This is a genomic window from Silvania confinis (genome assembly GCF_025564085.1).
Lineage (GTDB): Bacteria > Pseudomonadota > Gammaproteobacteria > Enterobacterales > Enterobacteriaceae > Enterobacter > Enterobacter confinis.
In genome coordinates, this window is the sequence record NZ_JAMGZJ010000078.1 from 434,323 (window position 1) to 456,598 (window position 22,276).

Below are 22,276 nucleotides of genomic sequence, written 5' to 3' on the forward strand. Positions count from 1 at the left end.
TCCTAATGTTACCGGTAACTATCTCCAGTCGAAATCATCAAAAAAGCTGCTTAAGCACGCTATTGTTATTTTTGTGTAGCCATGTCTCCCTGTTGTGGTGCAAACGAGTGTCAAAATAAAACATTTACCGCCATAAATTAATATTGGCATGTCAACATTGACGGATTTATTATTTTATGAGGTCAGAGGTCTGTTGCGTTTTAATATTTCTGGGAATATTATTTTTTGGCGTGCAGGGGGGTGAATAAATCCACTTCCCGTATAAATAACCCTGATTTCGAACGTTTCTTTCCTGTTTAATTAATGGGGGAGGGTGGGTTTTTTATTGGAGAGATGCACGTAAAGGATGAATTTAAAGACCAGATGGCTCTGGTTAATGTCATCAATAATACATATTAAAGTTGGGCTAAATAATGAAAAATCAATTTCGCGCAGTCGCAGCTCTGGTCGGTGTGATGGCCTCTGGCGCGGCGTTTTCTAACGACATGACCGTCAATCCCGGTACCGGTGCCGGTACGCAAGGTGCCGGTGGGGTAGTGGAATTCAGTGGTGAAATCGTGGATGCTTCCTGCAATGTCACGCCCGCCAGTAAAGACGTGAAGGTTGATTTAGGCAAGTGGGCGAAGAGCTACTTCACGGCCCCTGGCGATGAAACGACGAAAACCCCGTTCACCATCAGCGTCGATAACTGCCCTGACTCCGTTAAGACGGTTGCTGTACTGTTTGATGGCCAAAAAGATGCCACCGACTCCACGCTGCTGGCATTAACCGCGGGCGGTGCGACAGGGGTCGGCATTAAATTGTACAACGGCGACGCCACCACCGCGCAGGTCGATCTGGGGACCGTATCCGCCAGCGTCCCGGTGACCGCGGGTAAAGCCGATCTGCCTTTCTTTGCTGATTACAGCGCCACCATTGCCGAGGTTACCGTCGGCCCGGCTAACGGCGTGGCGAATTTCCTGATGGTGTATAACTGATCCCCTCATGAGCAGGTCTTTGCCTGCTCATTTCTTTATTTACGTTCGAGGGTACAGCACGATGAAACAGCTTATTACCGCTGTGATGACCTCTTTTTTATTATTCAGTGCAACAGCAAGTGCCGGAATAGTGATGGGCGGCACCCGTATTATTTATCAGCAAGGTAAACGCGAGGCCGCTATTTCGGTGACCAATATGGATACTCATATTCCGTATCTGGTGCAGTCGTGGGTTGAAAATATTTCTGCTGATGATAAACGTCCGGTGCCTTTTGTGGTCACGCCACCGCTTTTTCGCCTCGATCCTGAGCAGGAAAATGTTCTGCGTATTAGTTATACCGGCGCTGCGCTGCCCGCCGATCGTGAATCGGTGTTTTGGTTAAGCGTTAAAAATATTTCGCCGACGCAAAAAGACGACACCAATAAATTACAGATTAACGTCAAATCCAAATTCAAGGTCTTCTGGCGGCCAAAAGGACTGACGGGAGAGGCCAAAGATGCCTGGCGACAAATAACCTTCACCCGGCACGGTAACCAGCTGGTGGCACAAAACCCCACCCCGTATCACGTCTCCTTTTACACCTTGTCGATGGGCGGAACCGCGATCCCGGAACCCGGCATGATTGCGCCACTGGCCACGAAAACATGGGGCATTACTGGATCGGGCCCGGTGACCTGGCGCGCGATTAATGATTCCGGCGGTATCACAGACACCGCTCAGCAGTAAATCAGGGTCTTATTGTGAAAAAGAGAGATACCCAACCTGCCTGCGGGAAGCGGGCGCACGCGGGCGAAAGGCTTCGGTTCGTCCCCACCGCACTGTTTATACTGTGCGCACCGGGGGTCTGGGCAGAAGATTACTTCGACCCGGCAGCGCTGGAGCTGAGTTCTCCCCAGCAAAAAACAGCCGATCTCCGCTACTTTGCGACGGCGGGCGGGCAACTGCCCGGAACTTATCCGGTCAGTATCTGGGTCAACGGCCAGCAAGCCAGCACAGGCAACATCACCTTCGTTGATGCGGGCGGCAAACTCAAGCCGGTGTTAACCACCGCGCAGCTGGCGGAATATGGCGTCAACGTCAGCGCCTTCTCGGCGTTTAATCGCCTGCGCGAGGGGGAGACCTTTACCCGGATCGAGCAGTACATTCCCGATGCCAGCAGCCAGTTCGACTTTTCTACCCAGCGTCTGAATCTGAGTATTCCGCAGGCGGCGATGAACGTTCAAAGCCGGGGCTATGTCGATCCGGCCCGTTGGGATGAAGGGATCCCGGCCGCGTTTGTCGATTACACGCTCTCCGGCTCACAAACCCAGCAGTCCACTAACAACGGCCACTCTACTTTTCTGAACCTGCGCAGCGGCGTCAATCTCGGCCCGTGGCGGCTGCGCAATATGTCGTCGATGCAGTACGACACCACCCGACGCTGGAATACGCTGAGCACGTATCTGCAGCGCGATATCACAGTGCTGAAAAGCCAGCTGAGGATGGGGGATACCTACACCAGCGGCGAGATCTTCGACAGCGTACAGTTTCGTGGCGTTCAACTGATGTCCAATGACGACATGCTGCCTGACAGCCAGCGCGGCTTTGCGCCGGTGATCCGCGGCGTAGCCCACAGCAATGCCAAAGTGACCCTCTCCCAGCATGGCTACGTGATCTATGAAACCTATGTCGCACCGGGGGCCTTTGCGATTAAAGATCTCTACCCGACGGCGCAGAGCGGCGATCTGCAGATCACGGTCAAAGAGAGTGACGGATCGGAACGCACCTTTACCCAGCCGTTCTCGTCGGTACCCTTTATGCTGCGCGAAGGCCGTCTCAAATACAGCCTCAGCGCCGGGCGCTACCATTCCGGGCAGGATCAGAGCCGCTCCCCGGCGTTTGTTCAGAGCACCTTGTTTTACGGGCTACCTGCAGAATTTACCCTGTACGGCGGCACGCAGCTGGCCGAGGACTATCACGCGGCGGCCCTTGGCGTGGGGCACAGTTTAGGCGAGCTGGGCTCGCTCGGCGCAGACCTGACGCTGGCAGGCACCACTTCGCCATCCGGGAAGCGCTACAGCGGGCATTCGTTGCGGGCGCAATACCAGAAAAGCTTTGCCCAGTTGGGTACCTCGTTCAGCCTTGCCAGCTATCGCTACTCGTCCAGCGGCTTTTACGATTTAAGTGAAGCGACGATGCTGGAGAGCCGCTATGGACTGGCGGACACCAAACGCTCCCGCGAAGAGATCTCGCTCAGACAGGCGCTCGGCGCTGTCGGCAACCTGTCATTGTCGGCCTACTCACAGGACTACTGGCACAGTCAGCGCAGCGATAAAACCCTGCACGCTGGATTTTACAGCGCCTGGAAAGGCATCTCCTGGGGACTGGGTTACTACTACACCCAGTCCAGCGGACACAGCGATCATGACCGTTCATGGTCATTCAATATCAACATTCCCCTGAGCGGGGCGCTGGCGGATACCTCCGTCAGCTACACCACGGCGTCGGATAACCGCGGATACGCCTCCCATCAGGTGGCGATGTACGGATCCGTGCCGAAGAACCCGAATCTCTACTATTCGGTGCAGCAAGGCTATGCCAGCCAGGGGCAGGGAAGTAACAGCGCGGCATCGCTCGATTACCGCGGGGGATATGGCGAAGCGCAGGTCGGCTATCGTCACGATCGCGACAGCAACCAGCTCACCTGGGGGGCATCGGGCTCCATTGTCGCCCATCCGCACGGCATCACGCTGGGACAAAGCCTGGGTGACAACTTTGCCATCGTGCGGGCCCCGGGAGCCGCGAATGTGGCGATCCAGAATGGCAGCAACCTGCATACCGACTGGCGGGGTTACGCCGTGGTGCCGACGCTGACGCCGTATCGCAAAAATGTCATCACCCTGGATACCGAATCGATGACCAGCGACACCGATGTGGACCAGTTTGGTGCCACGGTGATCCCCGGCGGCGGCGCGGTGGTTGAGGCCAACTACCAGACCCATATCGGCAACCGTGTTCTGTTCACGCTGCATGACGGCCAGGGCCTGGTGCCGTTTGGTGCCAGCGCCCAGCTGGCGGATGACCACACCGCATCAACCGGGATGGTCGCCGACGGGGGCAAGGTCTATCTGAGCGGCATCCCGGCGGAAGGCAACCTTGAGGTGCGCTGGGATGACGACAGCGTCGCGCACCGTTGCACCCTGCATTTCCGCATTGCTGATAGCCAAAACACTGCCGTGAAAAACGTCGACGGCTCCTGTCTGTCACAACGAGGATTGTAAGCATGCGCCTGAGTCTGTATTTACTTCTGCTGATCGGCGGGTTGTTCAGCCCCGGCGTGTGGGCGGCGGCCTGCAACGGAGATACCGGGCAGATGACCATCAACTTCCCGAACTTCAAATATTTGCCTTCACTGCCGAACAATACCCAGTTGACCAGCATCATGGCCGACAGCGGCAGCGGGTTTCGCTTTACCTGCGATCGCGAGGCGCAGCAGGCGGGGGCGCTGGAGGTCCGGTATGAGCAGACGCTCACCGGGAAAGAGACCAACATCAATGGCCGGATGGTGTTTGAATCTGCCATTCCCGGGATCGGCTATGCGCTGGGTTTCCAGTGTGCCGGCGGGCCGATTCACTACCTGGACGGCACGGGCGTGCATCAGGCGACGGTCTGTAGCAGCAGCGAAAATCCCTCGCTGCTCAAGCAGCAGAACATGGTGGTGAAAGCTTATATCACCTTCTATAAAACCGGCGACGTCAACCTGAGCGGTGGCAATCACACCAATGCGCCACCGCAGGGGGGCGTGGGCAAGCTGTATGTGGTTATTCCGGGCGCGGCGTCGGCAGGCTCACCGGTCAGCGTCGACCTGACGGCTCTGAACGTTGATTTTGGTGCCGTGGGCAGCTGCAACGTCACCATCCCGCGTATTTTTGTCGATTTGGGCAAAGTCAGCCGGACCGAGTTTCGCGGCCCGGGGAGTACGGCGGGGACGGCGCAAACCTTTACCATTCCGGTCTATTGCGCCCAGGCGGTGAACCTCAAGATTGGCTTTTTCGGCACTCCCGTTACTACTGGCGTGAGTGATACGCTGGCCATCAGCCGGGCGTCGTCGGCGGCCAGCGGCGTGGGGGTCAAACTGAGCTACGGCAATAATGGATCCGGCGCACCGGCGCTGGGCACGGCTGTGCATCTCAACGAAGCCGGTAACTTACCGAGCCTCGGCCGCGTGACCGCCAACAGTGCGTCCACTGCCCAACCGTTCCACTTCATCGCGCAAATGGTGCAGACCGATTCGGCGGTGACAGCGGGAGGGGTTATCGCCACCGCTACCTTTGCGCTGGAATATAATTAGCCGTGGGTTCATGATCTGATCCCGACCACTTTCTCCGCACACTGGAATGGATATCACAATGACGACAAGATTGAATGACTTTGACCAGCCTGTGGGTGCCGCACTGCCCGACTGGTCCGGCGCGCGCCTGCCTGATGCCCCGTCGCTGCAGGGGCGCTACTGTCGGCTCGAACGCCTCAGCGCGGAGCGCCACGCGGCCGGACTGTACGCCGCGTATCGCGACGCGCAGGATGCCCGCGACTGGACCTATCTGCCGTCAGGGCCGTACGACACCCCGGAGGCGTATCACGCCTGGCTGCTGAATGCCGAAAAGCAGCCTGACCCGCGACATTATGCGGTCATCGATCTCACGACCGGCCAGCCGGTGGGCACTGTTGCGCTGATGCGGATCGATGTCGCCAACGGGGTGATTGAGGTGGGTTACGTGACCTATTCGCCGCGCATGCAGCGCACCCGGCTCGCCACCGAAGTGATGGCGCTGTTCCTGCGCTACGTTTTTGACGAGCTGGGCTACCGCCGCTTTGAGTGGAAGTGTGACGCCCTGAATGCCCCGTCCTGCGCGGCAGCGGCGCGCTTTGGTTTTACCTTTGAAGGCATATTCCGCCAGGCGATAGTGACCCGCGGGCGCAACCGTGATACCGCCTGGTATTCGATTATCGACAGCGAATACCCGGCCCTGCGCGCGGCCTTTGAACAATGGCTGGCGCCGTCAAACTTCGATGCCAACGGCGTGCAGCAGCACAAGCTGGCGCAGCTTATTGCGAAGAGCCGGTCCGTTTGCGTCAAAGCATCCGGCTAAAGGCTCACAACCGAAAATCGGACGACCATTTTTGATAGGTGATCTTGCCAGGGGGCAACGGGATAATGCGCGATAAATAAAACTCCTCGGCATAATAATGAAAAAATTAGCAACCCTTTTAGCAATGGCAACGGTTTCCGGCTGCGCGCAAAAAATGCCGGAATATGATGCAGGCCCGGTCATCTCCCAATTTAATGCCGTATTTAACCAAAATAATGACGCGGGCAGCGAACGCGGTTTTCCGGTGCAACCGTCGAACGTTAAAGCCGCGTGTCAGGTCACCTATACCGGAACCCAGGCACCGGATATCGAAGCGCTGCGCTGGTACGGCGACTGCCTGAACGGTGAGGCCTCCGGTTTAGGGCTGGCGGTCATCACCACCGGCGGGAAAAAAAGTATCAGCGTCGAGTATTTGACCCCTGGCGGGGCCAACGACCTGGCTTATTATCAGCATAAGACCCCCTTTGATGCCTACAATATTGGCGTCGGCGATAAAAACGGCTTTTCCGGGAAATCGTTAATGCTGAATCGCGAAGGGGGCTATGTCTCACCCATTGAAGGGTATTTCAACTTCGATAAAAATGAAAAAATAACCTGGTCCTTGCTGCAGAGTGATATTTCGGGCGCCACCACCTACATGAAGATGGACCGGACCGGTACCGGCCTGGCATTAAGTGTCATCAATGACTACACCAACAATGTCGCGCAGAATATCAGGATCGGCCAGCAGGGTAATATCCTGCTCGAAGCGGTTAAATTACAAAATGGCGCGGTGGTTACCCTACAGAACGGGCAATATTTAAATGCGCAAAGCATTCTGCCGTTCGTCAGCGCCCATCTTTCTGAAGTGGATCGTAAGCTGGTCACGGCCCCGGGAGCGTATGCCGAGGCGACCCGCAAAATAGCGGAACTGAAAAATACACTCTGCCCGGGCAACGATAACGATAACGAAGACGTGACGGCCTTTTGTGACGATCGACCGTTTGCCGCGTATCAGCACGATTTCGAGCGTTCGGCTCAGGCCTTTAAAAGCGGGCAACAACAGCGGTTAGCCAGTATCGAGAACCAGCGTGCAGAAGCCCTGCGCCAGCAGCAAATCCAGCAGCAAAACTACGACGCGCTGAACGCCTCATTTGCCCAGCTCAATCAAACCTCGCAGCAGCTGCAGCGCAACGCGATGCAGAATATGCAGACCTATACGCCGCCCAGCGTGACCCTCCCGAATACCAATCAGACCTCAATCTACACCTGTCAGGAGGTGTCGAACTGGAGTTACTGCCGTCAGCAACGTTAAACTACCGGGATTGTCCCTCTACTCTGAACCCTGATGAAGATAACCCCGATGAATAAACCGCTGTTATGCTCTGTCCTTGCTGTTATGTCTGGCCCCGCTATTTCGGCATCGCAGTCGGTTAGCCAACTGGCCGATGTCGTTAACCCGGCGATTACCGCGCTGATGCAAGAGCAGGCGATCCCGGGGATGGCCGTGGCGATTGTTTATCAGGGCAAACCTTACTACTTTACCCGCGGGCTGGCGGATGTCGCCGGGAATAAACCTGTCACCCAACAGACCCTTTTTGAGCTCGGCTCAGTGAGTAAAACCTTTACCGGGGTGCTGGGGGGCGAGGCGGTGGCGCGCGGTGAAATTGCCCTCAGCGATCCGGCGAGCAAGTACTGGCCTGCGCTGTCGGGCAAGCAGTGGCGCGGCATTACCCTGCTGCATCTGGCGACCTACACTGCCGGTGGCTTGCCGCTGCAGGTGCCTGATCACGTCACCAACGCTGCATCGTTGCAAAAATTCTACCAGTCCTGGCAGCCTCAGTGGGCGCCCGGTACCCAGCGCCTGTACGCCAACGCCAGTATTGGCCTGTTTGGCGCACTGGCGGTCAAACCGTCAAAGATGAGCTTTGAACAGGCGCTGACCACCCGGGTGTTAAAACCGTTAAAGCTGCACCACACCTGGGTCAATGTGCCGGCCAGTGACGCGCCGAACTACGCCTGGGGCTACCGGGATGGCAAGGCGGTGCATGTTTCGCCGGGGATGCTCGATGCCGAAGCCTACGGGGTAAAAACCTCAATTGTGGATATGGCAAGCTGGCTGCAGGCCAACATGCACCCTGCGGCGATCAAAGACGCGTCGCTGAGAAAGGGGATGGCGCTTGCCCAGTCGCGTTACTGGCAGGTAGGGGAGATGTATCAGGGGTTAGGCTGGGAAATGCTGAACTGGCCGGTGCAATCTCAGACTCTGGAGCAGGGGGCGGATAATCACTACGCGCTGGCCGCGCACCCGGTCACCGCAATCACCCCCGCCGCAGCGCCGGTGAGTGCCTCATGGGTCCACAAAACCGGTGCCACCGGTGGGTTTGGCAGCTACATCGCCTTTATCCCGGAAAAGAACATTGGCATCGTGATGCTGGCAAACAAGAATTACCCCAATACCGCTCGGGTAAAAGTGGCGTATCAGATCCTCGAAGCCCTGCAGTAAGCTCGCCAGGCCTGCTGCGGCAGGCCTGGTGTGTCGTGCTTAGTGCTGCGGATGCTGTTTCAGCAGCGCGTCGAGATTTTTGCGCGAGGTGGTGATAATCGCCCACGGATCTTTCGGCGAATCATGCTCGACGATAAACCACTGCACGCCGCTCTTGCGCGCCGCCGTCAGAATGGAGTTCCACTCCAGCAGCCCTTCGCCCATCGGGGCAAAATTCATCTCATCGTCTCGCACGCCGATACCGGCGTTGTCCTTGGCATGGATAGCGTAGATACGGCCCGCATAGCGGGTGATGAACTGGGCAGGATCCTGGCCGCCACGGGAGACCCAGGCGACATCCAGCTCGAGAACCAGGTTATCGCGCTGGGTGTTTTTCATGATGATGTCCAGCACGCTGTCGGCGCCGTACTTCTTCATCTCGAAATCGTGGTTATGGAACGTCAGCGTGATCCCTTCATTGCGTAATTTTGCACCCATCGCATCCAGGCGTTTGGCGTAGTCAACCCAGCCCTGCTGCGTGGTTGGGCGGTCGGCGGCTTCAATCCACGGCACCACGATATGCGTATTGCCCACCGCTTTATTAAACGCGACGGTGGTGGCGAAATCCTGCTCAAGAGCCGACAGCTGCACATGTGCCGCCACCACGTTAAGCTGATTCTTCTTCAGTATCGTCTGCAGAGCGGGGGCATCCACGCCGTGCGTACCCACCAGTTCCACATTTTTGAATCCGGCTTTTCCGGCCATCGCAAACTGGGCGTCGGCATCACCCACATTGCGCAGGGTATACATCTGCAGGGCGATTTCGTTATTGGTGTCTTTGGCCTGGGCCGAAGCCCCGAGGCTCGCCACCAGCAGGAGGCCGCAAAGTATAGCGCGTCTGATCATCGTTGTTCCTCAGTAAAAAGTAATCGATTACAAAATACAGACAGAAAGTAATCGATTACAAACTGCGTGGCGTAAAAGTGTGATGTCGCGCAATTGTTTGCCCATGACCGACAGCAGACACCCCTTGTCTACCTCCTAAAATTGATAATGAGAATGATCTTGATAATCATTATCACCAATGCATATAATCCGCCCAAAATTCGCAGCGCAAAAAATGCCTTAAAAATTAAACGGATACTTATGTCAAATCGGGGTAACTTTTTCAAACCGCTGGTGCTCAGCAGCTTTTTGCTGATTGCCGGGTGCCACAGTCCTCCCTCTGCCACGGTGAGCACACGCCCGCTGGCGGTTGACTGCGGCTGCATTCAGGACGCCGCAACCGGGAAGGTCATCACCCAGGCTGACCTGATTGTGAAGCTGGCCAGCGCGCCAGTGGTGATTGTCGGCGAAGAGCACACCAATGAGCGCCACCACCAGATTGAACAGTGGCTGCTGCAAAACCTGAATAAAACCCGTCAGCAGGGCAGCGTACTGATGGAGATGATCAGCAGCGATCAGCAGGCGGCGGTTGACCGGGTCAAAGCGCAAAGCCTGGCGGGCACCAAAATTAGCGCCACCCGCGCGGCAGAAGCGATGCGCTGGAAAAGCGGCTGGCCGTGGGATCTGTACCGCGATGTGGTGATGACCGCCCTTGAGGGCCCCGGCCCGCTGCTGGCGGCCAACATCAGCCGTGAGCAGGTCTCTGCCCTGTATAAAAACCCGGTCTTCCCGGCGGGTGCGGCCTCTTCGCAGCCGCAGGTGCGTGAAGCGTTGTCCGCCATTATCTATCTCATGCATGACGGCCAGATCGACGGGGAGCAGGTCACTGCCATGCTCGCCATCCAGCAGCAGCGCGATCGCTTTATGGCCGAGCAGCTCAAGCGCGCACCGCGTCCTGCGCTGCTGATTGCCGGGGGCTATCACGCCGCGAAAGATATTGGCGTGCCGCTGCATTTGGCCGATCTGAATGCTGAGCCGCCTGTCGTGGTCATGCTCTCCACCGTGGGGACCAAAGTGAGCGCAAAACAGGCGGATTACATCTGGTCAGTTCCGGCGGAAAAGCAGCCTTAATATGAATGTCAATAACCCCATGCCTCGCGCGCCCTGGACGTGGAGCGCCATGGCCAGTGTGCTGTTCCACGCGGCGCTGGCCCTGCCATTTATCGTGCACTTTTCCCGCCCGCAGCCGGAGGCGACCCCGGCTGCGGTCATGGTCCAGTATTCGCCGGAGTTTGAAGTGGCGGTGTTAAGAACCGATCTGCCGCCCGGTGTCAGCCAGCAGCGCAAGGTCGAGGCCATGACCGAGGAAGAACGCACCCATAATCAGGACCTGCCAAAACTGCTGGTACAGGAAGAGGCGGAACTGAAAATTGCTGCGGCCAAACCGGAGCCTAAAGCCCGCAAGAAGCCGGACATCAAGAAGAAAAGCCAGCGTGAACAGAAGGAGGAGAAGGGCAATTCCACCACCACCAGCCTGGCCGCGCCGCCGGTGCAGACGGTGCAGACCCAGCGTACCGCCGCGCCGCTAGATACCGACGCCATGCGGATCAGCCAGAGCAAAATAAGCTGGGAGTCGCTGGTCAAAGGCAAAATCAACAAAATGCGTAACTACCCGGAAGATGCCCGGCGTCGTAAACGCACCGGCACCGCGGTGATCACCTTTAGCGTCGATGCCCGGGGCGAAATCCTCACGACCAAACTGGTGAGCTCGTCAGGCACCCTGTCTCTGGACAAGGCTGCACTCACGGCGCTGATCAATGCCCGACCTCTGCCACCACCGCCAGAAGAGCTGGTGAGGCAGGGCGTACAGAAAGTGACGCTGCCGGTCGAATTTGGCTTACTGGATATTTAAAACCCAGGCTTTATTTCCCGGTAAATGCATTACTGCTGAAAATAATTATTTAAATTAATTTTCGATTGATAAGGGGAGGGCGTTATTACGCTCTCGCTCTCTCCTTTTTTTGCGCTTGTAAATAATGATATACAGGATTTTATTATGAAAAAACCTCAGATGGTCAAAGGTCTTTTGACCGGGATTCTTATTGTCCACGCGCCAGCGTATGCCGCAGAAAAGGAGGGGGAATCCGTTTTCTCGCCGCTGACAATAATGGACAATACGCTCGATGAAAAAAAGAATGTCGGCTCCTCGGAGGAGAGTTATTCTCGCCCCGGGGCGTATAGTTCGCGCACGCTGAATAAAAATTTGCAGAGTCTGGATGCGTCATTACGCAGCATGGCCGGGACCTATACGCAAATCGATCCGCTGCAGGGGGCGATAAGCGTCAATATCCGTGGCATGAACGGCCTGGGCCGCGTCAATACCATGGTCGACGGTGTGACCCAGACGTACTTTGGCATGGCACCGGCCAACTACCACGGCGGTTCCAACACCGCCGCAGGCGTACCGCTTGATCCGAACTTCCTCGCATCCGTGGACGTCACGCGCGGCAGCAGCGCCGGTTCGCAGGGGGTTAACGCCCTGGCGGGGAGCGCCAACATGCGCACCATCGGCATTGACGATATCCTGAAAGAGGGACGCCAGACCGGCCTGCTGTCGCGCTTCTCGGTCGGGGATAACGGGCTGGGACGCACCGGCATGGTCGCCGTTGCCGGTAAGACCGAAACCTTCGACAACGGCGGTGCGGTGGGGGGGATGGTGGGCATCAGCGGCACCCGCACCTACGCCACCTATAAAAACGGCGGCGGCCGCAGCAGTAAAGATTTTATTGGTGAAGACAATAAATACCTGACGCAGACCCCGCATTCCGAACTGTATAAGCTGAACCTCAATCTGGATCAGTATAATAAACTGGAACTCGCCGGAAGAAATTACACCAATACCTTTACCCGCCGCGATATTACCAGCGACGATTATTACCTGCGCTATAACTATGCCCCGCTGAATGAGCTGGTGGAATTAAATGTCCTTGCCAGCACCAGTCGCGGCAATCAGGAATATAAACCGAAGGCGATGTATAACTTTAATAACTCGTCGACCACCAATAAATCGAACGCCATCGATATCAACAACACCAGCCGCTTTAAAATGGCGGACGATCTGTATACGACCTTCCAGGTAGGTGGGAAATTAATGGATACCCGCTACAGCCGCAGCTTTGTGCAAAGCAACGAGACCGATCGCAATGCCTTCGCCCCGGCGGGTAAGCAAAAGATCTCCTCGTTATACACCGGCCTGACGCTGAACAAAGATATCTATGAGCTGGACCTGAACCTCAACTATACCCGCAGCCAGGTGGAAGGCAAAAAACCAGCCTGCGCCGCCAACGAGAAGTGCTTCCCGCAGGGGGAAGCGATGCTGAATCTGGATGACAACGCCTTTAACCCGTCGGCCACCTTCTCTGCGCAAGTGACCCCGTGGCTGCAGCCTTTCGTCAGCTGGAGCCGCTCGTCGCGCGCGCCAAACGTGCAGGAAGTGTTCTTCGCTAACGAAGGCGGGATCTCGATGAACCCGTTCCTCAAGCCAGAAAAGGCCGAGACCGTCGAAGCCGGCTTTAACATCAATAAAACGGGCTTGCTGCTGGAGCAGGATAGCTTCCACATGAAGGCGCTGGCCTATCAGTCGCGGATCAAGGACTACATTACCAGCGAGTCCTTTATGCTGTGCTACAACGGGCAGCTGTGTAATGACTATTACAATTCTTTCAGCGGCTTTAACGCTAACGTCTATCTCAACACCACCTCGCCGGTCACTAACAACGGTTACGAGATTGAAGCCGGGTACGACGCAGGTTTCGTTTACGCCAACCTTTCCTGGAGCAAGCAGCACACCGATCAGCCCACCTCGATCGCCAGCACCGTTTACAGCTTTGCCTACAGCGATCTGAGCGATCTGCCGTCCTACTACGCCACGCTGGACGTCGGCGGACGCCTGTTCAACGAGAAGCTTACCCTCGGCAGCCTGTTTAAGTTCACCGGCAAGTCCAAACGCCTGAGCACCGAAGGGATCGAAAGCGACACCAACACGGTGCCGAAAGAGAGCATGCCGAACATTCCGACGGTCATCGATCTCTACAGCACCTGGCAGATGACCGATGAAGTGCTGCTGCGCTTTAGCGTGCAGAACGTCACCAACCGCGACTATGCCGACGCCCTTAACCGCATGAACCAGAGCCTGGACTATGCGAAAGAAGGCTCAAGCATCAACACCACCGCGCGCGGTCGTACCTACATCTTTGGTGGCGAAATCCAGTTCTAATCCGCGACCCTTAATCACTTTGATGACCAGGAATAAAAATGAAGCACCGTAACTTCACTACCACGCTGGGATGCCTGCTGATTGCCGGGCTCTTTTCCAGCGCTGTACTGGCGATTGACCCGCCGCAGCGCGAACTGTCCCGTTTCGCGATGAAAACAAACTACCTGCAGGACGCCAACGAAGGCCTGTACGAGCTGGCTTTTGATAACACCAGCCAAAGACTGTACGCGGCGGTCACTGACCGGATGAACCGCGAAGCCAACAAAGGCTTTCTGTATGCCTTTAATCCGGCCTCGCTGAACATCGAAAACCGGCTGACAATGCCGTATCGCGCCTTCTCGCTGGCAATGAATCAGCAGCAGCACCAGCTGTATGTCGGGCATACTCAGTCCGCCTCGCTGCGGATCAGTATCGTCGACACCCTCACCGGCAAGCTGACCAAAACCAGCGACAAGCTCAGCTTTAACGTGGCGAACGCCGCCGACGCGCGCTTTGAGCACCTGCGTCACATGGTGTACAACCCGCAGACCAACACGCTGTTTGTCAGCTACAGCAATATGCGCAAAACCGCCGAAGGCATGACGTCGCTGCATAAGCTGTTGATGCTCGATGGCACCACCCTGGCGCTGAAAGGCGAAGTGAAAGGCGCCTACAGCGGTACCGCCTATGGCCTGACCCAGGATGAGAAAACGCAGAAAATCTACGTCGGCGGCAAAGATTACATCAATGAAATCGATGCCAAAAAGCAGACCGTGCTGCGCACCATCCGCCTGAAGGATCCGAAGCCGCAGATCACCAGCGTGCAGAATCTGGCGGTGGACTCTGCCTCGAACCGCGCCTTTGTGGTGGTGTTCGACCACGAGGATCGTCGCGGACAGCAGGATGGCTTGTACGTCTTTGATTTACGCAATGGTCAGCAGCTCGGATATGTTCACACCGGAGCCGGGACCAACGCGGTCAAATACAACGCGAAATACAATGAGATCTACGTGACCAACTTCACCAGCGGCACCATCAGCGTTGTCGATGCCACTACCTACGCCATCACCCGGGAATTTAACGCCCCGGTGTACCCGAATCAGATGGTGCTGTCCCCGGATGGCGATACCCTGTATGTCGGCGTCAAAGAGGGCTTTAACCGCGACTGGGATCCGGATGTGTACGTTGAAGGGGCCAAAGAGCGCATTCTGCGCATCGATTTGACCCGCTCGTAAGGTAAGGGTTTCTCAACCTTGTCACGGCAAAAGAGGGCGCAGCAGCCGGCCCTCTTTTTGCCGTGACGCGGCGCACCGTCTGGGGCGTCGTCGTCCGCCCGCTTTTTACCCGCCAGTACGCATTGTTTATTATTTCTTTTCAATTCTTGCTATTCCTCTTAAGAATCTTCTGCATTTGAATTTGGCCGTTTAAAACCTTTTGTGAAGCAGAAATAAAAAGCCGTACTATCGCCGCGCTCTTAATTAACGGCTTAATTCTTCAGAAACGGCTTAGGGTAATAAATTTGAGAAATTAACATCAACAGTTTGTTAATTAATTGGGATGTTTTAATAAAGCCTCTATTAAAAGAGGCTCAGGCAATAATGCGGCAAACAGCGCCGTAAAATAAAAATTCACTACAATGATGATAGCGAGCAATAGCATGAAAAAACGTGTTTTAGCCATTCTGGTCGTCGGTCTGGTGAGTGCCACCACCGCATGTGCAATCAGCCCGGCGCAGCGCGCGAAGTATGAGCGCTCAGGCTGTACCCAGGTTTCTGAGCTGCAGGGCTGCAATCTCGACAAGTCTTACGAGTGGAACCAACGCCACGGTTTTATTAATAACGACGGCCAGCAGCAGAATTATCACGGCAAACATCATAACCGTGATAATGCGCAAAATACGTATAACGACAATCACAGCGATGCTGGAATCAACGGCAAATTCGCGGGTAACTACGTGGTGAAATTCGACAACGGCGAGCGCGGGGCGGACATCCACATCGAAGACTCCGGGGTCTATCTGAACGGCAAAGAGATGCGCGATGTGAATGCGTATAACGGCACCCTGACGTTCCGCGATGGCTACGCTACTTACACCATCAGAGATAACCATCGCGGGAGCTGGAAAGACGAAGATTCCGGCAACCACGGCAGCATCTACGCCTCGCGCTAAGACCCGAATATGAAACTGAAAAAAGTGATTACCGCGATGGCGGTGATGGCCATGCTGTCGGGCTGCGCGGATCATCCGGTGCTGTCGGCAGTGGGGATTGGTCTGGGTGCGGCGGCCGTCGGCGCGGCCGTGGCAAAGCATCATGAGAAAGAGAAGCACAAAGACGATAAAAAGCAGTGGGAGCGCGATCATCAGGATGACCGCGACCGCGATGACCAGTACAGCCATCATGGTCATCACAATCACCACCGTGATAACAGCGACTGGTAATGCCGCAAGCCCACCGCCACGGTGGGCTTTTTTCACTGTTGTGCGTTGACGGGGGTTAATTCAATCTGTTCGTGACGCTTTTTACTTAAGGTAAAATACCCGAACAGGATCGTCACCAGCACCACCCCTGCCATCATAAAGAAGGTCGAGTGATAACCGACGTGATCGAATATCCGTCCGATCGGCAGCGACAGGACAATAATCCCGATCGAGCTGGCGATATTAAACCCGATAAGGTACATCGTTGAAGATAAGCGCTTGTCAAAATTAGCGACGCTAAATTTAAACACCGCAATAACAAACAGCGGCACCTCCAGCGCGTGCAGCATTTTAATAAACGAGATGATGTAAATATCTTCAAATATCGCTGAACCCAGAATACGGCAGGTCATAATTAATCCGGCCAGCATCAGCGCTGATTTTGGCCCAATGCGGTTAATCAGGAACGGAATGAATGCCATACCGATAGCTTCAAAAAAGACCTGGGCTGAGTTCAGATAACCGTATACCCGTGGTGCCATGTTCGGGTCTTCAAACAGTCCGGCATAGAATACCGGGAACATTTGCTGGTCGTAGATATTGTAAAATGACCAGGTGCCGACCACGAACGCCACGAAATACCAGAACTGACGGTCTTTAAAGATGGCGATAAAATCCTGGCGGGTCAGCGGGGTTACTGCCGTCTCTTTCGCCTCCTCGTCTGCTGTGCGATCTGTGTTAAAGAACAGATTGATGACCAGGAACAGCAGACCCATCAGCGAGACGCACCAGAAGTTGATATGCGGGTTGATACTGAAGAAAATGCCGCCCACGAACGCCCCAGCCGCATACCCCAGACATCCCCAGAAGCGGGCGGTGCCAAATTCAAAATTGAAACGTCGGCTGATCTTCTCGACGAAACTGTCGACCAGCCCACAACCCGCAAGATAGCCCAGACCAAAGAAGATGGCCCCCAGAACCATAGCCAGCGTGAAGTTGCTCACCAGCAGCGGTTCATAAACATAAATCAGGAACGGGCCGCTTAAGGTAATGACGATGCCAATCAGCCAGATTAGGTGTTTTCGGGTGCCGAGTTTGTCCTGCAACACGCCGTAGCCAATCATAAATAGCATGCTGAAAAACTGGTTGACGGAATAGAGCATTCCCAGTTCCGCACCGGACAGCCCCAGCTTGTTTTTCAACCACATGGCGTAGAATGACCACCATAATGACCATGCGGCAAAGAAAAAAAGCAAATACCCCGAGGAGTAGCGGTATTTATCATTACTGAACGGCATATTTATTTTCATTTTTTTGTCCCAATCCAGAGGGTATTACGATTAAGGCCGTCTTTTCTCAGTCTGTTAAACGTTCAGCGACCAGATATTGACGCTCGGCACCACCGCCGTTCCGTGACGACTAAACAGCGAAAGATCCCGGTCGTGCGCGTCCGGATAAATTCGGCTGCTGAGGGTAAATTCACCATTATTAACAAACACTTCTACGGAACAGCTGTCCAGCCAGATGCGCAGATTAAGGCGGTCGGCGTCAGGCAGCGGCACGCTGCGATGACCGCTGAGTCCGTGCTCGGGGTAATCACGCTCGACCACCAGGCGGCGGGACTGATCGTCAACGTAAATACGCGCCCCTTTGCCCAGTGAAAGGCCGAACTGTTCTGCCGTGCTGAGGGAGATATCCAGCTCCAGCGCAATTTCTGCCGCCTGCAGGTTCGCTTGTAGCAGGACAGTGTCATTGCTGAGGGCGTTCACCGAGCAGGACTGGCATTCGCCCCGCAGTAATTCCAGCTCCTTCACTGGCTGCATGCGTACCCGGCCATCATCGCCCAACGTCAGTTCGCGCGGTAAAGAGAACATACCCGCCCAGCCATCGGCTTTTTCTGGCATCGGAGATTCCCACATCGCCATCCAGCCAATCACCACTCGCCGCCCATCCGGGGTGACAAAAGTTTGCGGGGCATAAAAATCATGACCATGATCCAGTTCGCAAAAAGGCTGCTCGATGCGGAATATCGCATCGTCTTGCCACACGCCGACCGTGTATCCGCTCTGGAACAGGTTGCGGTGGTGATAGCCTTCGGCGGCGATCCCCTGGGGAGAAAACAGCAGAATGTGTTTATCATTGAGCGGGAAGAAATCCGGGCATTCCCACATATAGCCCATTTTTTCAGTGGCCTGCGCGAGGGGACGGAGATAAGTCCAGCTGCGCAGATCCTCTGACTGATACAGCTGCACTTCACCGATATCGTTGACCCGCGCGCCCACCACCATGTACCAGCGATCGTTTTCACGCCAGACCTTCGGGTCACGAAAATGATGCACCCCTTCCGGCGTATCAATGACCATTCCCTGGCGGTCGAAATGCAGGCCGTCGCGGCTGGTGGCCAGGCACTGCACCTGGTAAAGATTGTCTTCGCTGGGGTCGCCGTGGAATTTATGCCCGGTGTAGATCAGGGCGAGTTCGTCTCCCGCCACCACCGCAGAACCGGAGAAGCAGCCGTCTTTATCTTCCGGGCCCTCAGGGGCGAGGGCCACCGGGAGATGCTCCCAGTTCACCATATCGCGGCTGCGGGCATGCCCCCAGTGCATCGGTCCCCAGATGGGCGAGTAGGGGTGGTGTTGGTAGAACGCATGATAATAGCCATCAAACCAGGTCAGTCCGTTGGGATCGTTCATCCAGCCTGCCGGAGGGGCGAGGTGATAACGTGGATACCAGCGAGGATCAATCTGTTCCCGGGCGTTGTTGATGGCGGTATTGGCTTGTATCAGTAGTGTCATCGTGTCCTGCTTATGGGCGTAAAGAATGTTCGGTTATCGTGATAGATAAAATGATAACGTTAACATTTGAGCCGCTGCGGCATAAAAACGATGAATTACGATGTTAATCACAAAGGTTAACGTTAACATTCGTGATATGTTATGGATCTCTCATTTTCATTGAAATATTTTAAGCCTCGGGAATGGCGTGACGTGGCAGACAGGCGTCCGGCGAATCGAAGGAACAGAAGAAGGGTGAAAAAATGGCATCGTTAAAAGACGTGGCAAAACTGGCAAACGTGTCGCTGATGACGGTTTCCCGCGCGTTAAATGAACCGCAACGGCTCAAACCGGAGACCTACACCCTCGTCATGGCCGCTGTTGAGCAACTGGGCTACGTCTCAGATTTATCAGCCAAAAAAATCAGAGGCGCGAAGTCAACGGTGAGCACCATTGGCGTGCTGGCGCTCGACACCATGACCACGCCGTTTTCTGTCGACATCACGTTGTCGATTGAAGAAACCGCCCGGGCGCATGGCTGGAACAGTTTCGTGGTGAATATGTTTGCCAACGACCAGCCAGAAAAAATGGTCGACCTGCTACTGGCCCACCGGCCTGACGGCATTATCTATACCACGATGGGATTGCGCAAAGTGCCGGTGCCCGAAAAGCTGCTGACCGTTCCCTGCGTGCTGGCCAACTGTGAAAGCACGTCCGTCGCGGTACCGACCTATATTCCTGACGATGAAGAAGGGCAGTATCTGGGCGTCAAGGCACTGCTGAGTAAGGGTTACCGAAAGCTGCTTTGTATTCACTTGCCTGATGGCATAGTCGCGACGTCACGTCGTCGCGCCGGGCTGGAAAGAGCCTGCCGGGAAGCAGGGGTCGATCCCGATTCGCTGCTTCATCACTATCTTCCTGAGGGTGAGCAACACCATATTGATGCGGCGCACTTCGTCACCGCGCACATCGACGGCAACCGCCCGGCATTTGATGCGGTGGTCTGCGGCAACGATCGCGTCGCGTTTGTGGTGTACCAGGTGTTATTAGCGAGGGGACTTCGCATTGGGCAGGACGTAGGGGTATTGGGTTACGACAATATGGTCGGCACGGGCGAGTTGTTTCTGCCGCCGCTCTCCACCGTTCAGCTACCGCACTATGAGATTGGGCGACTCAGTGCGCTACATATTATTCACGGCAGCCAGCACCGGGATACCCTCAAGGTCGCCAGTCCGTATCTGCCGCGTCGTTCGTTCTAGATCCGCCCGAATATTACTCTGGCCGCACCACCGAACTGCCCCTGACTACCAGCTCGACCGGCAGCAAAACGGCGGACTCGTCGCTCTCTTGCATCACCAGTTCAAAGGTCTTGCGCGCCAGCTGTTGCTTATCCACCGCGATGGTGCTCAGCGGCGGGGTCGTCAGGACGGCGTAGTCGATATTGTCGAAGCCGACGATGGCAATATCCTCTGGCACCCGAAACCCTTTTTGCTGACAGACCCGGACAGCTACCATCGCCGCCACGTCGTTGTAGGCAAAAATGGCATCCGGCGGGTGCGGCAGGGCCAGCAATTCGTTCAGGTTAGCAATCAAGGATTGCTCAATATCCAGCAGCGGCGGGGAGGCCAGTTCGTACTCCGGCGGCAGTAAAATCTGCGCTTCGTACAGCGCTTTGCGATAGCCCTTTTCACGCTGGCGAATACTGTAATGCGCGGTGGTACTGGCCAGAAACGCAATCCGCGTGCGCCCCTGCTCAATCAGATGACGGGTCGCTAAATAGCCGCCTTCATAGTTGTCCGGGTTGACGGACGGCAGATCCGGGAACCATAAATCGACCAGGGTGATCGGAATATTCGCCTGCTGCAGGGTGCTTATTAACTCGGGTTCAAAAAAACCGGCGCAGATTAAGGCGTCCGGGTTGTGCACCTGCAGCTGCTCCTGGATGGGATCGCCCGGCTGGATCGCGAGGAAGCTCATCGCAATGCCCTGTTTCCGGCAATTGTTTTCGATCTCGAGGATCAGTGGGGAGTAAAACGGCAGCGCTTTGCTGAGGTCGTGCTGACGGTGAAGTAAAAACAGGATGCGCTTAATTTTATTGGTGCGCAGGCGAGTAAAATCATATCCCTTAGCTCTGGCGATCGCTAACACACGCTGGCGCGTGTCATCGCTCAGGCCCGGCTGGCCCTTCAGCGCCCGGGAAACCGCCCCAATAGATACGCCGCTTTCATCAGCAATATCTTTGATTCTTATGTTTTTTTTCACACATCCTTCCTGATGAAATCCGTTGCTTACTGAAGGTTAAGGTCCCGTTTCTGATGCGGGCGACCACCCAGCCAGGCTGCGCCCCTGACGCCGCTGCTGTCGCCATGCATTGCCCGACGAAACGGCGTGCAACACTGTTTGCCAAAAACGTAGTGCGCGACCCGGCTTTGCAGCTCGGGGTACAGGATGTCGACGTTAGAGACACCGCCGCCCAGCACAATGACGTCCGGATCAACCATGTTTACTATATTTGCCAGCGAACGCGCGACCTGATCGAGGTAACGGTGCCAGATGGCCGCTGCAGCGACATCGCCACTGTTTACTTTTTCTATAATATCAGTCACTTGCAGTTTTTCGCCCAAATGCGCCAGATACTGCCGTTCAAAACCCGTGCCAGAGATAAAAGATTCTACACAATTTTGCTGGCTACAGTAACAGCTAACGGCCGGGCCATCGCGCTCTGGCCGGTAGTGCGGCAGGGGAGTGTGACCCCACTCTCCCGAGCAGCCATTTGCGCCGCCAATTACCCGCCCGCCTATCGATAATCCGCCTCCGCAGCCGGTGCCCAATATCACGCCAAACACCACGTCGGCCCCTTTCCCGCTGCCATCGATGGCTTCCGACAGGGTAAAGCAATTTGCGTCGTTGCTCATGGCAACCGCCTGCTGAAACTGCTGCGCGAGATCCTGCGCAAACGTCTGGCCGTTAAGGATCTGAATATTCGCATTCTTCACCCGAGCGCTGCCGGCATCGACCGTACCCGGAATGCCAATCCCGATACTCAACGGCACGCTGAACTCGGCTTGCGCCAGCCGGATAACCTCCACCACCGCGCTAAAGAACGCGGTATAGCTGTTTTTGCGCGTTGCAAAGCGCTGTCGCCAGGCAACGTCACCGTGGTCATCAAGCACTGCGGCTTCGATTTTTGTGCCGCCAATATCAAGCCCTAACCTGAACATATTCACCCCCTGGTTTTTATTTTACTAAAAATATCACCAAGTGTTATAGGTCATTGACAGGCTTCATGTCAGTAAATATCAGTATTTATACTAAAAATATTGATCGTCTTCACACTGCTCACAAAACCTGCTTTTACGATGGCTTATTCGC

19 protein-coding genes are annotated in these 22,276 nt (G+C 55.6%); 14 read left to right on the forward strand and 5 right to left on the reverse strand.

Features of this window, described 5'->3' with window-relative positions:
• The first annotated feature begins 413 nt into the window (after positions 1 to 413).
• The 7 genes from M8013_RS19795 (at position 414) to ampC (ending at position 8,592) form a co-directional block, all read left to right on the forward strand.
• Positions 414 to 977: a fimbrial protein gene (locus M8013_RS19795; RefSeq protein WP_271269481.1), complete on the forward strand. Its 564-nt coding sequence runs from the start codon at positions 414 to 416 to the stop codon at positions 975 to 977.
• Positions 978 to 1,038: 61 nt separating this feature from the next.
• Positions 1,039 to 1,704 (forward strand): fimbrial biogenesis chaperone, encoded by a 666-nt coding sequence (locus M8013_RS19800; protein WP_271269482.1) that lies wholly within the window; start codon positions 1,039 to 1,041, stop codon positions 1,702 to 1,704.
• Between the two features lie 92 nt (positions 1,705 to 1,796).
• Positions 1,797 to 4,238 (forward strand): fimbria/pilus outer membrane usher protein, encoded by a 2,442-nt coding sequence (locus M8013_RS19805; protein ID WP_271270163.1) that lies wholly within the window; start codon positions 1,797 to 1,799, stop codon positions 4,236 to 4,238.
• A 2-nt stretch (positions 4,239 to 4,240) separates the two neighbouring features.
• Positions 4,241 to 5,308, forward strand: a complete 1,068-nt coding sequence (locus tag M8013_RS19810) for a fimbrial protein (protein ID WP_271269483.1) — start codon at positions 4,241 to 4,243, stop codon at positions 5,306 to 5,308.
• A gap of 58 nt (positions 5,309 to 5,366) precedes the next feature.
• Positions 5,367 to 6,107, forward strand: a complete 741-nt coding sequence (locus M8013_RS19815) for a GNAT family N-acetyltransferase (protein WP_271269484.1) — start codon at positions 5,367 to 5,369, stop codon at positions 6,105 to 6,107.
• 97 nt (positions 6,108 to 6,204) lie between these two features.
• On the forward strand, positions 6,205 to 7,401 hold the full coding sequence (locus M8013_RS19820; protein WP_271269485.1) for a hypothetical protein: 1,197 nt from the start codon (positions 6,205 to 6,207) through the stop codon (positions 7,399 to 7,401).
• A 48-nt stretch (positions 7,402 to 7,449) separates the two neighbouring features.
• The gene (gene ampC, locus M8013_RS19825; protein ID WP_271269486.1) at positions 7,450 to 8,592 is read left to right on the forward strand and encodes a CMY2/MIR/ACT/EC family class C beta-lactamase; all 1,143 of its coding nucleotides are present in this window, start codon (positions 7,450 to 7,452) and stop codon (positions 8,590 to 8,592) included.
• Between the two features lie 39 nt (positions 8,593 to 8,631).
• Here ampC and M8013_RS19830 read toward each other — a convergent pair whose 3' ends face one another.
• Positions 8,632 to 9,477, reverse strand: coding sequence for a sugar phosphate isomerase/epimerase family protein (locus M8013_RS19830; protein WP_271269487.1), 846 nt, complete (start codon positions 9,475 to 9,477; stop codon positions 8,632 to 8,634).
• A gap of 240 nt (positions 9,478 to 9,717) precedes the next feature.
• Between M8013_RS19830 and M8013_RS19835 the strand changes: the two genes are divergently transcribed.
• The 6 genes from M8013_RS19835 (at position 9,718) to M8013_RS19860 (ending at position 16,151) form a co-directional block, all read left to right on the forward strand.
• Complete coding sequence (locus M8013_RS19835; RefSeq protein WP_271269488.1) at positions 9,718 to 10,587, forward strand: ChaN family lipoprotein; 870 nt, start codon at positions 9,718 to 9,720, stop codon at positions 10,585 to 10,587.
• 49 nt (positions 10,588 to 10,636) lie between these two features.
• A complete protein-coding gene (locus M8013_RS19840; protein ID WP_271269489.1) occupies positions 10,637 to 11,368 on the forward strand; it encodes an energy transducer TonB in 732 nt (243 codons plus the stop codon).
• A 144-nt stretch (positions 11,369 to 11,512) separates the two neighbouring features.
• Positions 11,513 to 13,732 carry a TonB-dependent receptor domain-containing protein gene (locus M8013_RS19845; protein WP_271269490.1) on the forward strand — a complete coding sequence of 740 codons (2,220 nt, stop codon included), beginning with the start codon at positions 11,513 to 11,515 and terminating at the stop codon, positions 13,730 to 13,732.
• A 38-nt stretch (positions 13,733 to 13,770) separates the two neighbouring features.
• Positions 13,771 to 14,946 (forward strand): YncE family protein, encoded by a 1,176-nt coding sequence (locus M8013_RS19850; RefSeq protein WP_271269491.1) that lies wholly within the window; start codon positions 13,771 to 13,773, stop codon positions 14,944 to 14,946.
• A 422-nt stretch (positions 14,947 to 15,368) separates the two neighbouring features.
• A complete protein-coding gene (locus M8013_RS19855; protein WP_271269492.1) occupies positions 15,369 to 15,881 on the forward strand; it encodes a hypothetical protein in 513 nt (170 codons plus the stop codon).
• 9 nt (positions 15,882 to 15,890) lie between these two features.
• A complete protein-coding gene (locus tag M8013_RS19860) occupies positions 15,891 to 16,151 on the forward strand; it encodes a hypothetical protein (RefSeq protein WP_271269493.1) in 261 nt (86 codons plus the stop codon).
• 32 nt (positions 16,152 to 16,183) lie between these two features.
• On the opposite strand, the gene M8013_RS19865 is transcribed toward M8013_RS19860, so the two are convergent.
• Together M8013_RS19865 and M8013_RS19870 are read right to left on the reverse strand one after the other, a co-directional pair.
• Positions 16,184 to 17,440 carry an oligosaccharide MFS transporter gene (locus tag M8013_RS19865; RefSeq protein WP_336264398.1) on the reverse strand — a complete coding sequence of 419 codons (1,257 nt, stop codon included), beginning with the start codon at positions 17,438 to 17,440 and terminating at the stop codon, positions 16,184 to 16,186.
• Positions 17,441 to 17,494: 54 nt separating this feature from the next.
• A complete protein-coding gene (locus M8013_RS19870; protein ID WP_271269495.1) occupies positions 17,495 to 18,925 on the reverse strand; it encodes a glycoside hydrolase family 32 protein in 1,431 nt (476 codons plus the stop codon).
• A 242-nt stretch (positions 18,926 to 19,167) separates the two neighbouring features.
• On the opposite strand from M8013_RS19870, the gene M8013_RS19875 reads away from it, so the two are divergent.
• Positions 19,168 to 20,163 carry a LacI family DNA-binding transcriptional regulator gene (locus M8013_RS19875; protein WP_271269496.1) on the forward strand — a complete coding sequence of 332 codons (996 nt, stop codon included), beginning with the start codon at positions 19,168 to 19,170 and terminating at the stop codon, positions 20,161 to 20,163.
• A gap of 13 nt (positions 20,164 to 20,176) precedes the next feature.
• On the opposite strand, the gene M8013_RS19880 is transcribed toward M8013_RS19875, so the two are convergent.
• Positions 20,177 to 21,166 (reverse strand): LacI family DNA-binding transcriptional regulator, encoded by a 990-nt coding sequence (locus tag M8013_RS19880; RefSeq protein WP_271269497.1) that lies wholly within the window; start codon positions 21,164 to 21,166, stop codon positions 20,177 to 20,179.
• A 26-nt stretch (positions 21,167 to 21,192) separates the two neighbouring features.
• Positions 21,193 to 22,125 (reverse strand): ROK family protein, encoded by a 933-nt coding sequence (locus M8013_RS19885; protein WP_271269498.1) that lies wholly within the window; start codon positions 22,123 to 22,125, stop codon positions 21,193 to 21,195.
• Between the last annotated feature and the right edge of the window lie 151 nt (positions 22,126 to 22,276).

What these genes read in the sequence shown, in the direction of transcription:
- M8013_RS19845 (WP_271269490.1), top strand. Translation starts at nt 11,513, where the DNA reads ATGAAAAAACCTCAGATGGTCAAAGGTCTTTTGACCGGGATTCTTATT.
- M8013_RS19885 (WP_271269498.1), bottom strand. Translation starts at nt 22,125, where the DNA reads ATGTTCAGGTTAGGGCTTGATATTGGCGGCACAAAAATCGAAGCCGCA.
- M8013_RS19840 (WP_271269489.1), top strand. Translation starts at nt 10,637, where the DNA reads ATGGCCAGTGTGCTGTTCCACGCGGCGCTGGCCCTGCCATTTATCGTG.
- M8013_RS19860 (WP_271269493.1), top strand. Translation starts at nt 15,891, where the DNA reads ATGAAACTGAAAAAAGTGATTACCGCGATGGCGGTGATGGCCATGCTG.
- M8013_RS19875 (WP_271269496.1), top strand. Translation starts at nt 19,168, where the DNA reads ATGGCATCGTTAAAAGACGTGGCAAAACTGGCAAACGTGTCGCTGATG.
- M8013_RS19810 (WP_271269483.1), top strand. Translation starts at nt 4,241, where the DNA reads ATGCGCCTGAGTCTGTATTTACTTCTGCTGATCGGCGGGTTGTTCAGC.
- M8013_RS19830 (WP_271269487.1), bottom strand. Translation starts at nt 9,477, where the DNA reads ATGATCAGACGCGCTATACTTTGCGGCCTCCTGCTGGTGGCGAGCCTC.
- M8013_RS19855 (WP_271269492.1), top strand. Translation starts at nt 15,369, where the DNA reads ATGAAAAAACGTGTTTTAGCCATTCTGGTCGTCGGTCTGGTGAGTGCC.
- M8013_RS19800 (WP_271269482.1), top strand. Translation starts at nt 1,039, where the DNA reads ATGAAACAGCTTATTACCGCTGTGATGACCTCTTTTTTATTATTCAGT.
- M8013_RS19870 (WP_271269495.1), bottom strand. Translation starts at nt 18,925, where the DNA reads ATGACACTACTGATACAAGCCAATACCGCCATCAACAACGCCCGGGAA.
- M8013_RS19865 (WP_336264398.1), bottom strand. Translation starts at nt 17,440, where the DNA reads ATGAAAATAAATATGCCGTTCAGTAATGATAAATACCGCTACTCCTCG.
- M8013_RS19815 (WP_271269484.1), top strand. Translation starts at nt 5,367, where the DNA reads ATGACGACAAGATTGAATGACTTTGACCAGCCTGTGGGTGCCGCACTG.
- M8013_RS19835 (WP_271269488.1), top strand. Translation starts at nt 9,718, where the DNA reads ATGTCAAATCGGGGTAACTTTTTCAAACCGCTGGTGCTCAGCAGCTTT.
- M8013_RS19820 (WP_271269485.1), top strand. Translation starts at nt 6,205, where the DNA reads ATGAAAAAATTAGCAACCCTTTTAGCAATGGCAACGGTTTCCGGCTGC.
- ampC (WP_271269486.1), top strand. Translation starts at nt 7,450, where the DNA reads ATGAATAAACCGCTGTTATGCTCTGTCCTTGCTGTTATGTCTGGCCCC.
- M8013_RS19850 (WP_271269491.1), top strand. Translation starts at nt 13,771, where the DNA reads ATGAAGCACCGTAACTTCACTACCACGCTGGGATGCCTGCTGATTGCC.
- M8013_RS19795 (WP_271269481.1), top strand. Translation starts at nt 414, where the DNA reads ATGAAAAATCAATTTCGCGCAGTCGCAGCTCTGGTCGGTGTGATGGCC.